The organism is Tumebacillus algifaecis (assembly GCF_002243515.1).
In the GTDB taxonomy this organism is placed as follows: domain Bacteria; phylum Bacillota; class Bacilli; order Tumebacillales; family Tumebacillaceae; genus Tumebacillus_A; species Tumebacillus_A algifaecis.
Genome location: NZ_CP022657.1, coordinates 4,215,685 through 4,231,025, shown reverse-complemented (window position 1 = coordinate 4,231,025; position 15,341 = coordinate 4,215,685). Strand labels below are relative to the sequence as shown.

14 protein-coding genes and 2 riboswitches are annotated in these 15,341 nt (G+C 54.3%); of the genes, 12 read left to right on the top strand and 2 right to left on the bottom strand.

Annotated features, from left to right (window positions below; all coding sequences use genetic code 11):
* The first annotated feature begins 23 nt into the window (after nucleotides 1–23).
* The 11 genes from CIG75_RS18760 to CIG75_RS18710 all read left to right on the top strand — a co-directional run bounded on the left by CIG75_RS18760 (nucleotide 24) and on the right by CIG75_RS18710 (nucleotide 13,366).
* Nucleotides 24–242 carry a twin-arginine translocase TatA/TatE family subunit gene (locus CIG75_RS18760; RefSeq protein WP_094238007.1) on the top strand — a complete coding sequence of 73 codons (219 nt, stop codon included), beginning with the start codon at nucleotides 24–26 and terminating at the stop codon, nucleotides 240–242.
* A 33-nt stretch (nucleotides 243–275) separates the two neighbouring features.
* Nucleotides 276–1,049, top strand: coding sequence for a twin-arginine translocase subunit TatC (gene tatC, locus CIG75_RS18755; protein WP_094238006.1), 774 nt, complete (start codon nucleotides 276–278; stop codon nucleotides 1,047–1,049).
* Nucleotides 1,050–1,157: 108 nt separating this feature from the next.
* Complete coding sequence (locus CIG75_RS18750) at nucleotides 1,158–1,919, top strand: DUF4230 domain-containing protein (protein WP_094238005.1); 762 nt, start codon at nucleotides 1,158–1,160, stop codon at nucleotides 1,917–1,919.
* Between the two features lie 274 nt (nucleotides 1,920–2,193).
* Nucleotides 2,194–2,478, top strand: coding sequence for a co-chaperone GroES (groES, locus tag CIG75_RS18745; protein ID WP_094238004.1), 285 nt, complete (start codon nucleotides 2,194–2,196; stop codon nucleotides 2,476–2,478).
* An 86-nt stretch (nucleotides 2,479–2,564) separates the two neighbouring features.
* Nucleotides 2,565–4,196, top strand: a complete 1,632-nt coding sequence (gene groL / locus CIG75_RS18740) for a chaperonin GroEL (protein ID WP_094238003.1) — start codon at nucleotides 2,565–2,567, stop codon at nucleotides 4,194–4,196.
* Nucleotides 4,197–4,373: 177 nt separating this feature from the next.
* Complete coding sequence (locus CIG75_RS18735) at nucleotides 4,374–5,408, top strand: murein hydrolase activator EnvC family protein (protein ID WP_157729646.1); 1,035 nt, start codon at nucleotides 4,374–4,376, stop codon at nucleotides 5,406–5,408.
* A gap of 267 nt (nucleotides 5,409–5,675) precedes the next feature.
* Nucleotides 5,676–6,692, top strand: coding sequence for an AAA family ATPase (locus CIG75_RS18730; RefSeq protein WP_094238001.1), 1,017 nt, complete (start codon nucleotides 5,676–5,678; stop codon nucleotides 6,690–6,692).
* Nucleotide 6,693: 1 nt separating this feature from the next.
* Nucleotides 6,694–7,917 carry a DUF58 domain-containing protein gene (locus CIG75_RS18725; protein ID WP_094238000.1) on the top strand — a complete coding sequence of 408 codons (1,224 nt, stop codon included), beginning with the start codon at nucleotides 6,694–6,696 and terminating at the stop codon, nucleotides 7,915–7,917.
* Nucleotides 7,901–10,090, top strand: a complete 2,190-nt coding sequence (locus CIG75_RS18720; protein WP_094237999.1) for a DUF4129 domain-containing transglutaminase family protein — start codon at nucleotides 7,901–7,903, stop codon at nucleotides 10,088–10,090. The genes CIG75_RS18725 and CIG75_RS18720 overlap by 17 nt, the downstream gene beginning before the upstream one ends.
* 54 nt (nucleotides 10,091–10,144) lie before the next feature.
* Nucleotides 10,145–10,244: riboswitch (purine riboswitch) on the top strand.
* Nucleotides 10,245–10,385: 141 nt separating this feature from the next.
* Nucleotides 10,386–11,921, top strand: coding sequence for a glutamine-hydrolyzing GMP synthase (gene guaA / locus CIG75_RS18715; protein ID WP_094237998.1), 1,536 nt, complete (start codon nucleotides 10,386–10,388; stop codon nucleotides 11,919–11,921).
* Between the two features lie 44 nt (nucleotides 11,922–11,965).
* The gene (locus CIG75_RS18710) at nucleotides 11,966–13,366 is read left to right on the top strand and encodes an NCS2 family permease (protein ID WP_094237997.1); all 1,401 of its coding nucleotides are present in this window, start codon (nucleotides 11,966–11,968) and stop codon (nucleotides 13,364–13,366) included.
* Nucleotides 13,367–13,480: 114 nt separating this feature from the next.
* Here the strand turns inward: CIG75_RS18710 and CIG75_RS18705 are convergent, their stop codons facing one another.
* Nucleotides 13,481–13,882, bottom strand: coding sequence for a hypothetical protein (locus tag CIG75_RS18705; protein WP_094237996.1), 402 nt, complete (start codon nucleotides 13,880–13,882; stop codon nucleotides 13,481–13,483).
* Nucleotides 13,879–14,316, bottom strand: coding sequence for a hypothetical protein (locus tag CIG75_RS18700; protein ID WP_094237995.1), 438 nt, complete (start codon nucleotides 14,314–14,316; stop codon nucleotides 13,879–13,881). Before CIG75_RS18700 ends, CIG75_RS18705 begins: the two co-directional genes overlap by 4 nt.
* Nucleotides 14,317–14,489: 173 nt before the next feature.
* Nucleotides 14,490–14,589, top strand: a riboswitch (purine riboswitch).
* A 218-nt stretch (nucleotides 14,590–14,807) separates the two neighbouring features.
* Here CIG75_RS18700 and purE point away from each other — a divergent pair.
* Entirely contained in the window at nucleotides 14,808–15,320 is a 513-nt protein-coding gene (gene purE / locus CIG75_RS18695) for a 5-(carboxyamino)imidazole ribonucleotide mutase (protein ID WP_094237994.1), read from the top strand.
* The last annotated feature ends 21 nt before the right edge of the window (nucleotides 15,321–15,341 follow it).

Below are 15,341 nucleotides of genomic sequence, written 5' to 3'. Positions count from 1 at the left end.
CTTACTACCTGGAGGGTACTGCTATGTTCCAAAACATTGGTGTTCCGGGCCTGATCCTGATCTTGGTCATCGCTTTGATCGTCTTTGGCCCGAGCAAACTGCCAGAGATCGGTCGCGCGTTCGGCCGCACGCTGAAAGAATTCAAATCGGCAACCAAAGGGCTGACCGAAGAGGATGAAAAGAAGTCTGAAACGCAAACGCTGCTGAGCAAAGAAGACGAAAAAGGTCTGCAGACCAAGTAATGCTGACACAGGCGGCAAGAAAGGTGTGAGCTTGTGAGCATTGAGCCGGAAACTCTGGTCGATCATATCGCAGAATTGCGCAAACGGCTGATCTGGGTTTTGGTCATTTTCCTGATCAACATCGTGATCACGTTTATTTTTGTCGATCCGATCTATTACACCTTGGTCAATGACGCCTCGCGACTCTTCCCTGGCATGGGGGAGATCGAGTTGACCGTGCTTGGCCCAGGTGAGATTTTAAAAGTATATTTCACCGTCGCGGGGCTGGCCGCTTTCGGGCTGACCATTCCGTTTTTGCTCTATCATCTCTGGGCGTTTATCAGGCCTGCTTTAGAGGAGAAAGAAGCGAAGCTGGCCTACAAATTCTTGCCGCTGGTGGCAGGGATGTTTTTCGCGGGTATTTTATTCGGGTACTATTTTGTCTTCCCGCTCCTGTACAAATTTTTGTACCAGCTCGGGGTGGAACGCTTTAACATCATGTACACGGCGGCCAACTATTTTGGCTTTATGACGAATATCGTCATTCCGTTCGGACTGATTTTCGAAATGCCAGTCGCAGTGCTGTTCCTCTCCCGCATCGGGATCTTGGCGCCGCACACGTTGGTCAAAGTGCGCAAGTACGCCTATCTGGGGCTCGTCATCCTCGCTTCGATGATCTCGCCGCCAGACTTTGTTTCGCACATCTCCGTCGCCGCCCCGATGATCATGCTCTATGAGCTGTCGATCGTCATCGCCAAATGGTCGTGGCGCAAGCGCGAGCAGGCGATACAGGAAGCGGAAGCGCGTCTGGCGCAAGAAGAAGCTTAATATTTTACGACACCATGTGATGCAGCCTTTTTCCGAGCGGGAAAAGGCTGTTCGTTTACAGGCATATTTCAGTACATCATCAACTATGTATGAGAGAGGAGGCTGCTTGTGACAGAACCAAAAAAGCCATCCATCGCAGAATTGGAAGAGCTGGTGAAACAGTTGAAAGAGGCACAGGAAGAAACGTCGGCCGCGATCACGGTGGACAGCTTGCCTCTGCTGCCTGACCGCGCGGAGCCCAACCGGACGAAGGCGGACCTCAAAGGGCTGTTCGGCAAAAAGCGCCTGATGATTCCACTGCTCCTGATCGCCTTGTTCGCAGGATTTGCTGGCGCTTGGTCGATTTTAAACGAAGAAGAGAAGCCGAATGCCTCCGTTTTTGTGACGGGCGTGCGCGAGCTGTCGGCACTGGCGACGGCCGAAGCGTATGTGATGACCACGATCGAGGGGACGGACAACAGGCTCTTTGGCTTCGACATCGACCTGAACGTTCCCGGCACCAAGCGCACTTATCTGTTTGTTATTCCGGCGAAGATGTTGGCGGGTGTAGATGTCGGGCAATTGACGACCGACGATGTGCGCATCGATCATGACCGGAAGACGATCGAGCTGACCTTGCCGCACGCGGTGTTTTTGGAAGAGGCGGTCCAGCTTGATCAGATTAAAATCTTTACGAGCGAAGGAATCCTGCGCAGTTCGACCGACCTGAAAGAAGGGCTCAGCATGATGACGCAGGAGCAGGTGTTGTCCAAACTGCGCTCCGAAGCGGGGGCGAGCGGAATTTTGAAGTCGGCAGAACAGAATGCGGAAAAGGCGCTCCAAGAGCTGTATGGCAAAGTGGGATACAAGCTAACGGTGAACTATCAATAACGAAAGCCGGGCCACGCCCGGCTTTTCCACTCAATTCGAGCCGATTCGTGGAAACTTCCTATGGTACATGCCTTCTGGCGTTATGTATAATGTTGGCACTGGGAGGTCATACTATCTAGTTGTGTGGGATTTTACGAAAATGCAAAGAAAATTTTTGTCTCCCCTCTTGCAAACAACAAGGCATTTGACTATCATAAGAAATGGAATTAGCACTCGGCAGTCCTGAGTGCTAACAATCAACAATCAACTCATCAAAATCTGAGGAGGGTTTTGCATGATTAAACCGATCGGCGACCGCGTCGTCATCAAAGTTGTAGAACGTGAAGAGAAAACAGCAAGCGGGTTGTTCCTGCCGGACACCGCAAAAGAAAAACCGCAAGAAGCTGAAGTAGTGGCAGTTGGCACAGGTAAAGTGGTGGGCAACGCTGTTGTGGCGCTCGACGTTAACGTTGGCGACCGCATCATCTTCTCTAAATACGCGGGTACCGAAGTGAAATACAACGGCACCGAGTATCTGATCCTGCGCGAAGCTGACATCCTCGCGATCGTCGAAGCGTAAGCGACTCCGGAGCCGTCCGGAAAACATAGAACAAGCTCAAGTTCCGACACATACGTAAACCGACAAAACAGGAGGTTGTACGAACAATGGCTAAAGAGATTCGTTTCCAAGAAGATGCTCGCCGTTCCATGCTGCGCGGCGTGGACACTCTGGCTGATGCTGTAAAAGTAACACTCGGCCCGCGCGGCCGTAACGTCGTGCTCGAAAAGAAATTTGGCTCCCCGCTGATCACCAATGACGGTGTGACGATCGCCAAAGAGATCGAGCTCGAAGATGCATTCGAAAACATGGGTGCGCAACTGGTTAAAGAAGTTGCGACCAAAACCAACGACATCGCAGGCGACGGCACCACCACCGCGACCGTTCTGGCGCAGGCGCTGATCCGCGAAGGTCTGAAAAACGTAACTGCAGGTGCTAACCCGATCGGTCTGCGCCGCGGGATCGAAAAAGCGACTCGCGCTGCTGTTGCAGAAATCGAGCGCATCTCCACTCCGGTGCAAGGGAAAGAAGGCATCGCAAACGTTGCCTCTATCTCCGCAGGCGACGAAGAGATCGGCCAACAAATCGCTGAAGCGATGGAAAAAGTCGGCGAAGACGGTGTCATCACCGTTGAAGAGTCCAAAGGCTTCACCACCGAGGTAGAAGTTGTCGAAGGTATGCAGTTCGACCGCGGCTACATCTCCCCGTACATGGTGACCGACACCGACAAGATGATCGCTGTGCTCGACGAGCCGTACATCTTGATCACCGACAAAAAGATCTCCAACATTCAAGAAGTTCTGCCGGTACTTGAGCGCGTGGTACAATCTGGCCGTCCGCTCCTGATCATCGCAGAAGACATCGAAGGCGAAGCGCAAGCGACCCTGATCGTCAACAAACTGCGCGGCACTTTCACCGCGGTTGCTGTAAAAGCTCCGGGCTTCGGCGATCGCCGCAAAGCGATGTTGCAAGACATCGCGGCTCTGACCGGCGGTCAAGTGATCTCCGAAGAAGTCGGCCTCGAACTGAAAAACACCCTGATCACTCAACTGGGCCGCGCTCGCCAAGTTCGCGTTTCCAAAGAGAACACGATCGTTGTTGACGGTTCCGGTGATAAGGCTGAAATCGAAGCACGCGTCAACCAAATCAAAGTTCAACTGGAAGAGACCACTTCCGAGTTCGATAAAGAGAAGCTCCAAGAGCGCCTCGCGAAGCTCGCAGGCGGCGTAGCGGTGATCAAAGTCGGCGCTGCGACCGAAACAGAGCTGAAAGAGAAGAAACTGCGCATCGAAGATGCTCTGAACGCAACCCGTGCAGCGGTTGAAGAAGGCATCGTCCCGGGCGGCGGTACCGCACTGGTTAACGTCATCCGCGCACTCGACGCAGTACAACTGGAAGGCGACGAAGCGACCGGCGTACAAATCGTGCGCGCGGCGCTGGAAGCTCCGGTTCGTCAAATCGCGATCAACGGCGGCCAAGAAGGCGCAGTAATCGTAGAGCGTCTGAAAAAAGAAGAAGTCGGCATCGGCTTCAACGCAGCGACTGGCGTATGGGTGAACATGCTTGAAGCGGGCATTGTAGACCCGGCAAAAGTAACCCGTTCCGCGCTGCAAAACGCAGCTTCTGTTGCGGCACTGTTCCTGACCACCGAAGCGGTAATCGCTGACAAGCCGGAGCCGAAGACGGCTGGCGGCGGCATGCCGGATATGGGCGGCATGGGCGGCATGGGCATGATGTAAGGTCTGCCCCTTTCGAAAAACCACTCTCTTTTATGAGGGTGGTTTTTTTCTTTTCTCCAATCACTCCCAAGGAATTCCAGAGAGATGACAGTCTGGTTACAGTTTGGCAAAATCGGTTGTCCCTGCATGCAGCATTCGGTAGTATGTATGAATACTCGAAAAGGAGTGAAAAGAGGGATGAGAAAGAAGGGTGACCAACTAGGGATCTGCTTATTGGCCGGTTTGCTCTTGATTACAGCGTTGCCGAGTGCGGCATTGGCTGCCGAACAAAAGGGCGAGCAAGCAGAAAAAATTCAACAAGAACTAAACAGCGTTGATCACGAACTTCAACAGACATTAGATACGATGAAAAGCCTAGAAGCCGAACTGGCTGGCGGCATGAAAGAGACAGAACGGATGCGCCAAGAGATCACGACGCTGGAGAAGCGAATCGCCGCGCAGCGCGAAAAGCTCAAAGAGCGCGTGAAAGTGATATATGAAAAAGGGGATGTGTCGTTTTGGGAAGTGTTGCTCGCTGCGACCGACTTTAGCGACTTCCTCGATCGGATGAAACTGTTGACGATGATCGTCGAGTCGGACCAGCAAATGATCGACCGACTCAAAGCGGACCAAGCCCAATTAAAGACGACGAAGGCCAAGCTCGATGAGCAGCAGCAAGCACGCCGAGCTAAGCAGGAACAGATGCGCAAGGCGGAGCAGGAACTGCTTGAACGCTCGAAAAACTTGAAGAGTGATCTGGCCGCAGCGATTGCAGCGCCGGCTGAAGATCAGGAAATCGTCGAGCAGGCGTATCAAGACTATAACGGACCGCAATTTATCCCGGGGAAGGGCAATGCTACATATGGATGGCCAGTTCCTTCGTCCTATTCGATCTCGTCTGGCTATGGCATGCGCGGATCAGAATTTCATAAAGGGATCGACATCGTCGCGCCGATCGGTACGCCGTTTGTGGCGATCGCCGACGGTGTTGTTGTGCAGGCAGGCTCGGCCAGCGGCTACGGGCACTGGATCGTCGTGGACCACGGCAACGGCATGACCTCGATCTATGGCCACATGTACAGCAACGGCGTCTATGTTCACAGCGGCGAGACGGTGCGTCAGGGCCAAGTGATCGGAGCCGTTGGCAATGATGGGTACTCGACGGGAGCCCATCTGCATTTGTCGATCCAAAGCGGCGGCGCCTACGTCAATCCGATGTCCTACCTACAGTAACGTTCAACAGTCAGCACGAATCTCCGGTGAGCAACAACCGGAGATTTTTTTGTGGAGATTAATGTGAATTTTCATATATATTAAGAGGTAGGTGCTTGCCCATCCAATACTTGTGTGGAGACAGGGCAGTTTCCCTTCTGTTACGCTATACCAGATAGACTGGCGTGAAAAATCGGTAAATCTCAAGATGCTAACAATTGGAAGGACTTTAGACCCGTTTAGAGAAGTATAGGTGATAGGCATTTTTCTGAATTGGAGGAAAAAAATATGCATTACACTGACAACAGAGATCTTGTGAACCGCGAATTTGACAACCCGCACAAAGTGCTGACCGATGTGGTGAACAATGTCGAGCAGGTGATCATCGGCAAATCGAAAGCGGTCCAGCTTTGCATGGTCGCGATGCTTTGCGATGGCCACGTTTTGCTCGAAGACGTTCCCGGTGTGGGCAAAACGATGTTGGTTCGCTCACTTGCCAAATCGCTTGGCTGTTCCTTTAAGCGCATTCAATTCACACCTGACTTGTTGCCCTCCGACGTGACAGGTGTTTCTATCTATAACCAGAAGATCAATGAATTCGAATTCCGCCCAGGCCCGATCATGGGCAACATCATCCTCGCCGACGAGATCAACCGCACCTCTCCGAAGACGCAGTCCGCGCTGCTCGAGGCGATGGAGGAGCACAACGTCACGGTCGATGGAACTACTTATAAATTGCCGTCACCGTTTCTCGTCATGGCGACGCAAAACCCGATTGAATATGAAGGCACCTTCCCGCTGCCCGAAGCGCAGCTCGACCGCTTCCTGCTCAAGCTGAACCTTGGCTATCCGACGCCGGAGGAGGAAGTCGATCTGCTCGGTCGCCAGCAGTTGGCCCATCCGATCGAACTGTTGGAGCAGGTCACCGATCAGGAGACCTTGCAGGCGATGCAACGAAAAGTGCGCGAAGTCTATGTCGAAGATTCGATCCGCAAATATATTGTCAACATCACGACTGAGACCCGCAAACATCAAGCTGTCTATCTGGGTGCATCACCGCGCGGCTCGCTTTCCCTGTTCAAAGCGGCGCAGGCCCTCGCGTTCGTGCTCGGCCGCGACTATGTGATTCCTGACGATGTGAAGCATTTGGCGTCGGTGACGCTCGCACACCGTCTGATTTTGAAATCGGAAGCTCGTCTGGGCGGCACCACCGTGGAAAAAGTGCTGGCTGAGATCATGAGAGCGGTGCCTGTTCCGGTCACGCGTGAGTTTTCCCCTGAAAAAGCCCGTGAAAGGGTGAAGTAAGGTGAGGAGATTCGGAAGCATTCTCCTGTGGCTGATTTTGTTGTTCGCCACGTTTGCTTACGGCAAATTTCAAGGCGGTTTTGCCGCTTGGTTTATGTTCTACGCGGCGTTCCTGATCGCCGCCTATGAGCTGGCCACCGCACGTTTCGCGCTGAGAAATGCCACGTCGGAGCGCAAGCTGTCCTCGCTGAAGATCAATGCGGGACAGACGCTGGACGTGGACATCATCGTGGAGATCGAAGGCAAGTGGCCGTTGCCGTGGATGGTGGTCGAAGATACGCTCCCGACCCGGCTGTTGCTGCAGAGCGGTTCGAACCGCGAACTTCATTTTCCAGGCTATAACCGCAAACTGCGCCTGTCCTATTCGCTCCCGAACATGCCGCGGGGCAAATATATCCTCGGCGATACTCGCTTGGTGACCGGCGATATTTTCGGACTGACCAAAAAGGAGCTTATACACAGGCGCATGGATGAGGTGACCGTCTATCCGAAGATCATTCCCATTCCCTATTGGCATACGATCAACAAATTTAACCTCGGTCACACCAATGCCCAAAACCGCATGGCCGAAGATTCGTCAAACGTGATCGGCGTGCGCGACTATGCGCAAGGCGACCGTCTCTCGCGCATTCATTGGCGTGCGTCGGCCCGCACCGGAACGCTGAAGACCAAAGAGTTCGAGTTGCACGTGACCAATGATATGATGTTCTTCCTCAACCGTTCCGAAGACGCCTACCGCGGCGGCTCCAATCAACTGTTCGAACTGGCGGTGACGACAGCAGCGTCGCTGATCAAGCATGCGTCGAGCAAAAAATATTCGGTCGGTCTGACCTCTTATGGCCGCGAGCGGGTGACGATTGCGCAAAGTCGGAATTTTGAACAATACCTGCGCATCATCGAGCACTTGGCGATCGTGCAGGCGGACGGCAGCGATGAATACAACGAGGCGGTCTTGCGCGAGGTCAACTACTTGCAGCGCGGATCGACGATCGTATTGGTCACGCCGGTGCTCGACCAACCGCTGGTGCAACTGATCGGTTTTTTGGAATATCGCAAAATTAAGACGGAGTTGTTCTACATCGTCGGAGGACGTCAGTTGAGCGAACTCGATCTGGTCCATATGGGGAAATTGGAGATGCTTGGTGTCCATACGTACGTGGTGCGCGATGAGAACGAACTGGAAGATGTAGTGAGGGGGCCGATATCCTATGCTTCAAACAGCTAGATGGGTGACAGGCAGCCCGCTTCGCGACACCGTCTTGTTCGGCTTGCTCTGGCTTTGGATCGCGCAGCTGCTCTTCCCGCTCGGGGAAGTGGGCGATGTCCAGTCGATCGGGTTCTTTCTGACCTTCCTGCTGCTGTTGTTTATCAGCGATTTGCTGGTCGGGCACCTGATCTTGCGCTTTTTGCTAAAAGCGCTGGTCTTGATCAACTTCGTGTTTCAGTTTCACTACAAAGGCGTCCATCCGTTCGTTGAAGTTACCGCCTGGCTTTCGCATTGGCTAGATGATTTGACGATCTCCTATCATGCGGCCAAAGCGGGCGAATATGTGGCGATGACGATGTCGGCGAAGACGACGGCGATGCTGCTTGGGCTTTGGCTGTTTCAGGTGCTGTTTCGCCAGCTCTTGAAAACACGCATTTGGATGTTTCTGTTCTTGGTGCTCGGCTTGGTCGGGCTCGGCGTGCTCGATACGTTCTATGTGGAAGAGGGCACCGCGTGGAACATCGTGCTGTTCATGCTGATCGGCCTGGTCATCCTCGCCTTCCGCCAACTGCCGACCGTCGAACGGCTGGCACGCATGCCGCGCCATCTCAAAGGCTGGCCCGCACACTGGCTGGTATGGACGCTGATCCTGTCGCTGGCTGTGACCGGTGTCGGGCTGGTGGTGCCGAAAGCGGAAGACCCGGCGTGGCCCGATCCGGTCGCCTACCTCAGTGGTTTGAAAGACGGCGGAATCCTGCTGCAAAAGATCGGGTATGGCAGCAATGATGACCATCTCGGCGGACCGTTCGAGATGGATGACACGGTCGTCTTCACGGTGGCGTCAACGGTAGATGGCTATTACCGTGGGGAGACGAAGGCGTTTTATACCGGGAAGGGCTGGCTGTCCGTATCTCCTGCCGAACAGGTGCGCAATCCGCTCGATTTGGGAGCGGATACGTTCTTCGGACGGACGACGCTGGAAACGAAGCATGTTGAACAAACGATCAACGTGCAGGACAACATCGTGCCGCTGTTGTTCGGCCATGCGCAGATGACAGGCGTGTCCGGCCCGAATATCAACAGCGAGACGGTGCGGTTCTCGCGCCTCGACAATCGCGTCGAAGTCAATGAGTTGGAGCCGGGCGACACCTACACCGTCGTCTCCGAGGTGCCGTATCACGATTCGGACGCCCTGAAAGCGGCGCGGCTTCCAGATCAGGAAAAATTGCTGGGTGCCATGCAGGCGTTCGTATCGCTGCCAGCCAATCTGCCGAAGAGAATTCGCGATTTGGCAAAAGAGGTCACGCAAGAGGCGAACTCGCCGTATGATCGCGCCAAGGCGCTGGAAAGTTATCTGAGCGGCAACTACCGCTATGAGACGGAAGATGTGCCGATTCCCAGTGATAAGCAGGACTTTGTCGATCAGTTCCTGTTTGATTCGAAACGAGGTTACTGCGACCACTTCTCTTCGTCGTTCGTCGTGATGGCGCGCACGCTCGGCATGCCCGCGCGCTGGGTGAAAGGATTCACCCGCGGCGATGTGGACTTGACCTATGATGGCAGGAACGATGATGAGTACCTCTATACTGTCAAAAACAAAAACGCCCACTCTTGGGCGGAAGTGTATTTTGACGGGATCGGCTGGGTAGCTTTTGAACCAACCTCATCTTTCCAACTGCGCCCGCTGTACAAACCGGATGAAACGCAGTCTGCGATCACGCCCCCGGTCAAGTCGGGGAAAGGGGAAGAAGAGGAAAAGGAAGAAGCGGCAGTGAAGTCAACTCCGCTGTTCAAGTTCGACATCGATTGGAAAGCGGTCGGAATGTACGCGGGCATCATTGCGCTGATCGTGTTGCTCGCAGCCTTCATCAACCGCCGCAGATTGCTGACCGCCTACTATCTGCGTCGCGCCTACAAAGGCGATGGCGATGTGGCGATGAACGCGATGCTCCGCTTGCTCTTAATCATGAACCGTTTCGGATGGAAGCGGCAAGACGATATGAGTTTGCGTGAATATGCGCTCTACCTCTCTGGAAATCCCGACCTGCGCGGACGGGAAATGATCACGCTCGCGCAGATCTTCGAACGTGTGCGCTACGGCAAGCGCTCCGTTTCCGATGGGGAAAAATCGCAAATTCAAGACCTCTGGACGCGTATCGTTCGGAAAGCAGGCCGATTGAACAAGCGTTAACGCGAACGTTGTGTGATTTACGGTTGACGAATGTTCGTCTTTTGAAGTAGAATGATGTCGAAAACATATATGTCTCGTATATTTCCGGGGATATGGCCCGGTAGTCTCTACCAGTTCCCGGAAAGAACTGACTACGAGGACTCGACATCGTGCAGATTCCTGACTGATGAAGTCAATGCAGCACCCTGTTCTCCTCGTATGCCTTGCGTATGGTTTTTCCATACTAAGGTTGATTGTGGAACGACAGGGTGTTTTTCTTTTTTACAACCTTGAGGGACGGGAGCGATTCATAAGCATGGAACAAAAAGAGATCGTCGTTGTACTGGATTTTGGGGGGCAATACAATCAGTTGATCACCCGCCGGATTCGTGAATTGAACGTCTACTCAGAACTGATGCCGTATCAGACGACCGCCGAAGAGTTGAAGCAACTGAACCTGAAGGGGATCGTGTTCTCTGGCGGCCCGAACTCGGTCTATGCAGACGGAGCGCCGAAAGTCGATCCGGCCATTTTTGAGCTTGGCGTGCCGATCCTCGGCATCTGCTATGGGATGCAACTGCTGGCCCACCACTTTGACGCGAAAGTAGAGCGCGCCGATGTGCGCGAATATGGCAAATCGGTGATCGAGGTGCAAAGCGACAATGTGATGTTTGCCGCACAGCCTGCTTCCCAGCAAGTCTGGATGAGCCACTCCGACAAAGTGGTATCCGTACCGTCCGGCTTCCGCGTCGATGCGACCACCGCTACCTGCCCGGTCGCGGCGATGAGCGATGCGGCTCGCAAGCTGTATGCGGTGCAGTATCACCTCGAGGTCAACCACAGCGAATTTGGCCAAGAGCAGTTGAAGCATTTCCTGTATGAGGTCTGTGCGGCCAGCGGATCTTGGACCTCCGCTTCGTTTGTCGATGAGGCGATTGCCAAGATCAAAGCGGAAGTCGGCGACAAAAAAGTGCTCTGCGCCTTGTCTGGCGGTGTCGATTCCTCCGTGGCGGCCGTGCTGGTGCATCGGGCGATCGGGGACAACCTGACCTGCATGTTCGTCGATCATGGGCTGCTTCGCAAAAATGAGGCAGAGCAAGTGATGGAGATGTTTGCTGGCGAGTTCAAAATGAACGTGGTCAAAATCGATGCGCGCGACCGTTTTCTCGGCCGCTTGGCTGGCGTGAGCGATCCAGAGCGCAAGCGTAAGATCATCGGTGAAGAATTTATCCGCGTTTTCGAAGAAGAGTCCAAAGCGCTTGGCCAGTTCGACTTCTTGGCCCAAGGCACGCTCTACACCGACATCATCGAGTCGGGCACGGCTACGGCTGCGACGATCAAGTCGCACCATAACGTGGGTGGCTTGCCGGAGGACATGCAGTTCGAGTTGGTCGAACCGCTCAACGCCCTGTTCAAAGACGAAGTGCGCGCAGCAGGCACTGAGCTTGGCATCAAAGACGAGATCGTCTGGCGTCAACCGTTCCCAGGTCCAGGTCTGGCGATCCGCATCATCGGGGACGTGACGGCCGATAAGTTGGAGATTCTGCAAGATGCTGACTTTGTGGTGCGCGATGAGATTCGCCGTTCCGGTCTTGACCGTGAGATCTGGCAATACTTCGCCGTTCTGCCTGACGTTCGCTCGGTTGGCGTCATGGGCGATGAGCGCACCTACGCCTACACGATCGCCATTCGCGGCGTCACATCGAGCGACGGCATGACTGCAGACTGGGCGCGCATCCCATATGATGTGCTGGAGCGTCTGTCGGTGCGCCTCGTCAACGAAGTGCGTGATGTCAACCGTGTCGTGTACGACATCACCTCGAAGCCACCAGCAACGATTGAGTGGGAATAAAAACACAACCAGAGCCGTAGAGAGTAGAGTAGGGGGAGCTATTGATGTTAGAGCGTCTGTTTAAACTTGGCGAATTTGGCACCAACCCGCGCACCGAGATCATCGCCGGGATCACCACGTTCGTCACCATGGCGTACATTCTGTTCCTGAATCCAGTGATTCTGAAAGGGACGGGCATGTCGGAGGGCGCCGTGTTCTTCGCAACCGCGGTCGGTGCCGGTCTTGTCACCATCATGATGGGCCTGTTCGTCAACTTCCCGGTCGGACTGGCCCCCGGGATGGGTCTGAATGCGTACTTTGCGGTCGTCGCAGCTGCCAATGGTGGCGTGATGACTTGGCAAGTGGCGTTAGGAGCGGTGTTTGTAGCCGGGATCATCTTCATCTTGCTGACGGTGACCGGATTCCGTCAGATGCTGGTCAAAGCGTTGCCCGATTCACTGAAATATGCGATCACCGTAGGTATTGGTCTGTTCATCACCTTGATCGGCTTGAAACTGGGGCAGGTCAGCACCGTCACTTTCGTCGGCGGACCGTCCGCTGAGGCGATCAAAAACGGAGCGCCGGTAGTTAACCTGCTGTTCTTCGAATGGAACATCGGCCTGACCGACTTCATCGCGAACAAAGCGGCCGCTCTGACCTTGATCGGTTTGCTCATCGCAGGTGTGTTGACCACGATCCGTGTGCGCGGCGCGCTGTTGATCACGATCATCTTGACTACCTTGATTGGCATTCCGCTTGGCGTGACGAGCACAGAAGCCCTGAGCAACCCGACGTTCCTGCCGGACTTCGGCGACTTGGCTCTGTTCAAGCTCGACTTCTCGATGCTGGGCAGTGCGATCTTCTGGGAAGTTGTCATCATCTTCGTCTTTGTTACTTTATTTGACTCTTTCGGTACTTTGGTCGGCACGGCGAACCGTGCAGGTCTTTTGAATCGTCCGGACGGCGAAAAACGTCTGGGCAAAGCGATGTTCGTTGACGGTTCTGGCGTTTCGATCGGCGCGCTGCTCGGCGTCACGCCGATGACGGCATACATCGAGTCGGCAGCGGGCATCGAGTCGGGCGGCCGCACCGGTTTGACCGCCGTCACCACCGGGATTTTGTTCCTGCTGTCCGTCGTGCTGTTGTCGCCGTTTGTGGCGGTGATCCCCGATTCGGCGACCGCACCTGCGCTGATCGTGGTCGGTGTCCTGATGATGGGTTCGGTCCGCCATATCGAGTGGAATGATTTCGGCATCGCGATGCCAGCATTCCTGACCATCGCGCTGATGCCGTTCACCTACTCGATCGCCAACGGCATCTCGATCGGGATCATCTTCTTCGTGATCCTGAATGTCATCCGCAACCTGTTCACCAAAGACGCAGATCAAAAGGTCAAGGTGCACTGGCTGATGTGGGTCATCGCCATTCTCGCTCTGGCGCGCTACATCTTCTTGGCGGGCGAATAGGCAGTCATCGTGCGTTTGGCACGACAAAAAGCCCTTCCTGATCGGAAGAGCAACGCGTGTAGATCGGTACCTACTGGTGCCGATCTACATGTTTTTTTTTGCATAAAAATCCTGCTACACAGGCGTCGTGCCGTCCGCATCTCCTTCCGGTTCGGCCCGGAGCAGGTCGCGTAAGGAGGGCAGTCGCTCCAACAGCTGTACGCGGACGTCATCTGGCATCTCATAGCGGTTGTGCTCACGATATAAGATCACAAGCCCTAGCGTTGCTGCCTCCTCCATAAAGGCGTCGATCCGACAGCGCTCATGCAGGGCCAGTCGGGTCATCGCTCGGCGCTCGAAAGGGGACAGGGCGGCCACGAATTCATCCCAATGCGCAGGGCTCTCCCAATAGGCCACGATCTCCTCACACAACTCGACCTCCGTAAGGTGGACGTTCGTCTCCTGCTGGTACAGCGTTTCATACAGGTCGAACAGATGAGACTGAGGCAGTGTCCGCAAATAGTCGCGCAGCATCATGAAACTTCCCTCCTCCGTCCACTCAGCTGTTTCGGCCGCTTGTCGGTCACAGGAATCGCATGTCGCCATGCAAAGTGTTGAATGGCGTTCATCGCATCCCAGTAATCGGGGGTCAGAATGCGAATGTAGCGGTTGCGCTCACCGATGCGCATCTGCACAACCTGATTTTTACTCAGAAAAATTTCATAAATCTGCTCATGCGAATACACTTGCTTCCAGCGCCCGCTATCGATGCGAATCTCCTGCTCGCCGATCTCCAGTTCGCGTCGCAAAAACAGCATGCGAAAGGTAAACAGCACATAGATCGTCACCACGCCAAATAACACCACAGCATTGCCTGGGCGCATCCATTGCAGCAGGAGCGGGATCAACGGGAACAACAAAGGCAAAAATAGAAAGCGTTGCGTGTCGCGTATCCGATAGATGCGTGCCATGTCCAATCACTCCATACAGTTCCAGATCTACGACAAGTTTATTGAAGACGGGGAAAAAGTATGTCAAAATCCATTTTTCGGGCCAAAATTCGAACGATCATAAAAAGTTCACCTATAATGTTCGGTTTTTCATTGACGTCCCCAGATGCGTTTTGGTATGCTTACAGTAGACAAAGACAACAACTGAATCTGATCGTATATCCTTGGGAATTGGCCCGAGAGTCTCTACCCGGCGACCGGAATCGCTGGACTACGAACGAAAGTGAATCTAGGGTTCCGCTTCTTACGAGCAGGTCCGAGCGATTCACATGTCTACTCATCGTGGACATGACACCGAAGGGATAAAAGCCCAGGCGGGTAGGTTTCGCTCGACCGCACGACGTGCCGCGACGAATTCTACCCATCTGGGCTTTCGTATGTAGCTTTTAGGGTTTTGTGACAAAAATTTGGTGAAAACTAACGCTGGTTCCTGAAAGGGAGGACAATCAATCATGGCGAGAAAAGTATTGATTCTCATGGGCAGTGATTCCGATTTGAAAGTGATGAACGAAGCGGCAAAAGCACTGCACGCACTGGAAGTCGAGACGGAAATCCGCATCTCTTCGGCACACCGCGTACCTGATAAAACGATGAAACTCGCGCGCTCCGCTCGCGAAAATGGCTTCGGCGCGATCATCGCCGGCGCGGGCCTGGCCGCTCATCTGCCGGGCGTTGTGGCCGCTTGCACGACTCTTCCGGTGATCGGTGTTCCGATCCAAGGTGGGGCGATCCAAGGCATCGACGCACTCTACGCGATCGTACAGATGCCCAAAGGCATTCCGGTCGCAACGGTCGCCGTCAACGGCGCTTTTAATGCCGGACTGCTCGCTGCACAAATTCTCGCGACTGCAGACGATGAACTCGCAACTCGTCTCGACAGCTACCGCGCACAACTCGCTTCCGAAGTGGAAGCAAAAGACGACAAACTGCAAACGATCGGCGTAGAAGCCTATCTGAACAACTAGAACGACTACTATACACACCTG

Coding starts and splice junctions, on each gene's coding strand:
- CIG75_RS18760 (WP_094238007.1), top strand. CDS start 24: ATGTTCCAAAACATTGGTGTTCCGGGCCTGATCCTGATCTTGGTCATC.
- groES (WP_094238004.1), top strand. CDS start 2,194: ATGATTAAACCGATCGGCGACCGCGTCGTCATCAAAGTTGTAGAACGT.
- groL (WP_094238003.1), top strand. CDS start 2,565: ATGGCTAAAGAGATTCGTTTCCAAGAAGATGCTCGCCGTTCCATGCTG.
- CIG75_RS18735 (WP_157729646.1), top strand. CDS start 4,374: ATGAGAAAGAAGGGTGACCAACTAGGGATCTGCTTATTGGCCGGTTTG.
- CIG75_RS18730 (WP_094238001.1), top strand. CDS start 5,676: ATGCATTACACTGACAACAGAGATCTTGTGAACCGCGAATTTGACAAC.
- CIG75_RS18720 (WP_094237999.1), top strand. CDS start 7,901: ATGCTTCAAACAGCTAGATGGGTGACAGGCAGCCCGCTTCGCGACACC.
- guaA (WP_094237998.1), top strand. CDS start 10,386: ATGGAACAAAAAGAGATCGTCGTTGTACTGGATTTTGGGGGGCAATAC.
- CIG75_RS18710 (WP_094237997.1), top strand. CDS start 11,966: ATGTTAGAGCGTCTGTTTAAACTTGGCGAATTTGGCACCAACCCGCGC.
- CIG75_RS18705 (WP_094237996.1), bottom strand. CDS start 13,882: ATGATGCTGCGCGACTATTTGCGGACACTGCCTCAGTCTCATCTGTTC.
- CIG75_RS18700 (WP_094237995.1), bottom strand. CDS start 14,316: ATGGCACGCATCTATCGGATACGCGACACGCAACGCTTTCTATTTTTG.
- purE (WP_094237994.1), top strand. CDS start 14,808: ATGGCGAGAAAAGTATTGATTCTCATGGGCAGTGATTCCGATTTGAAA.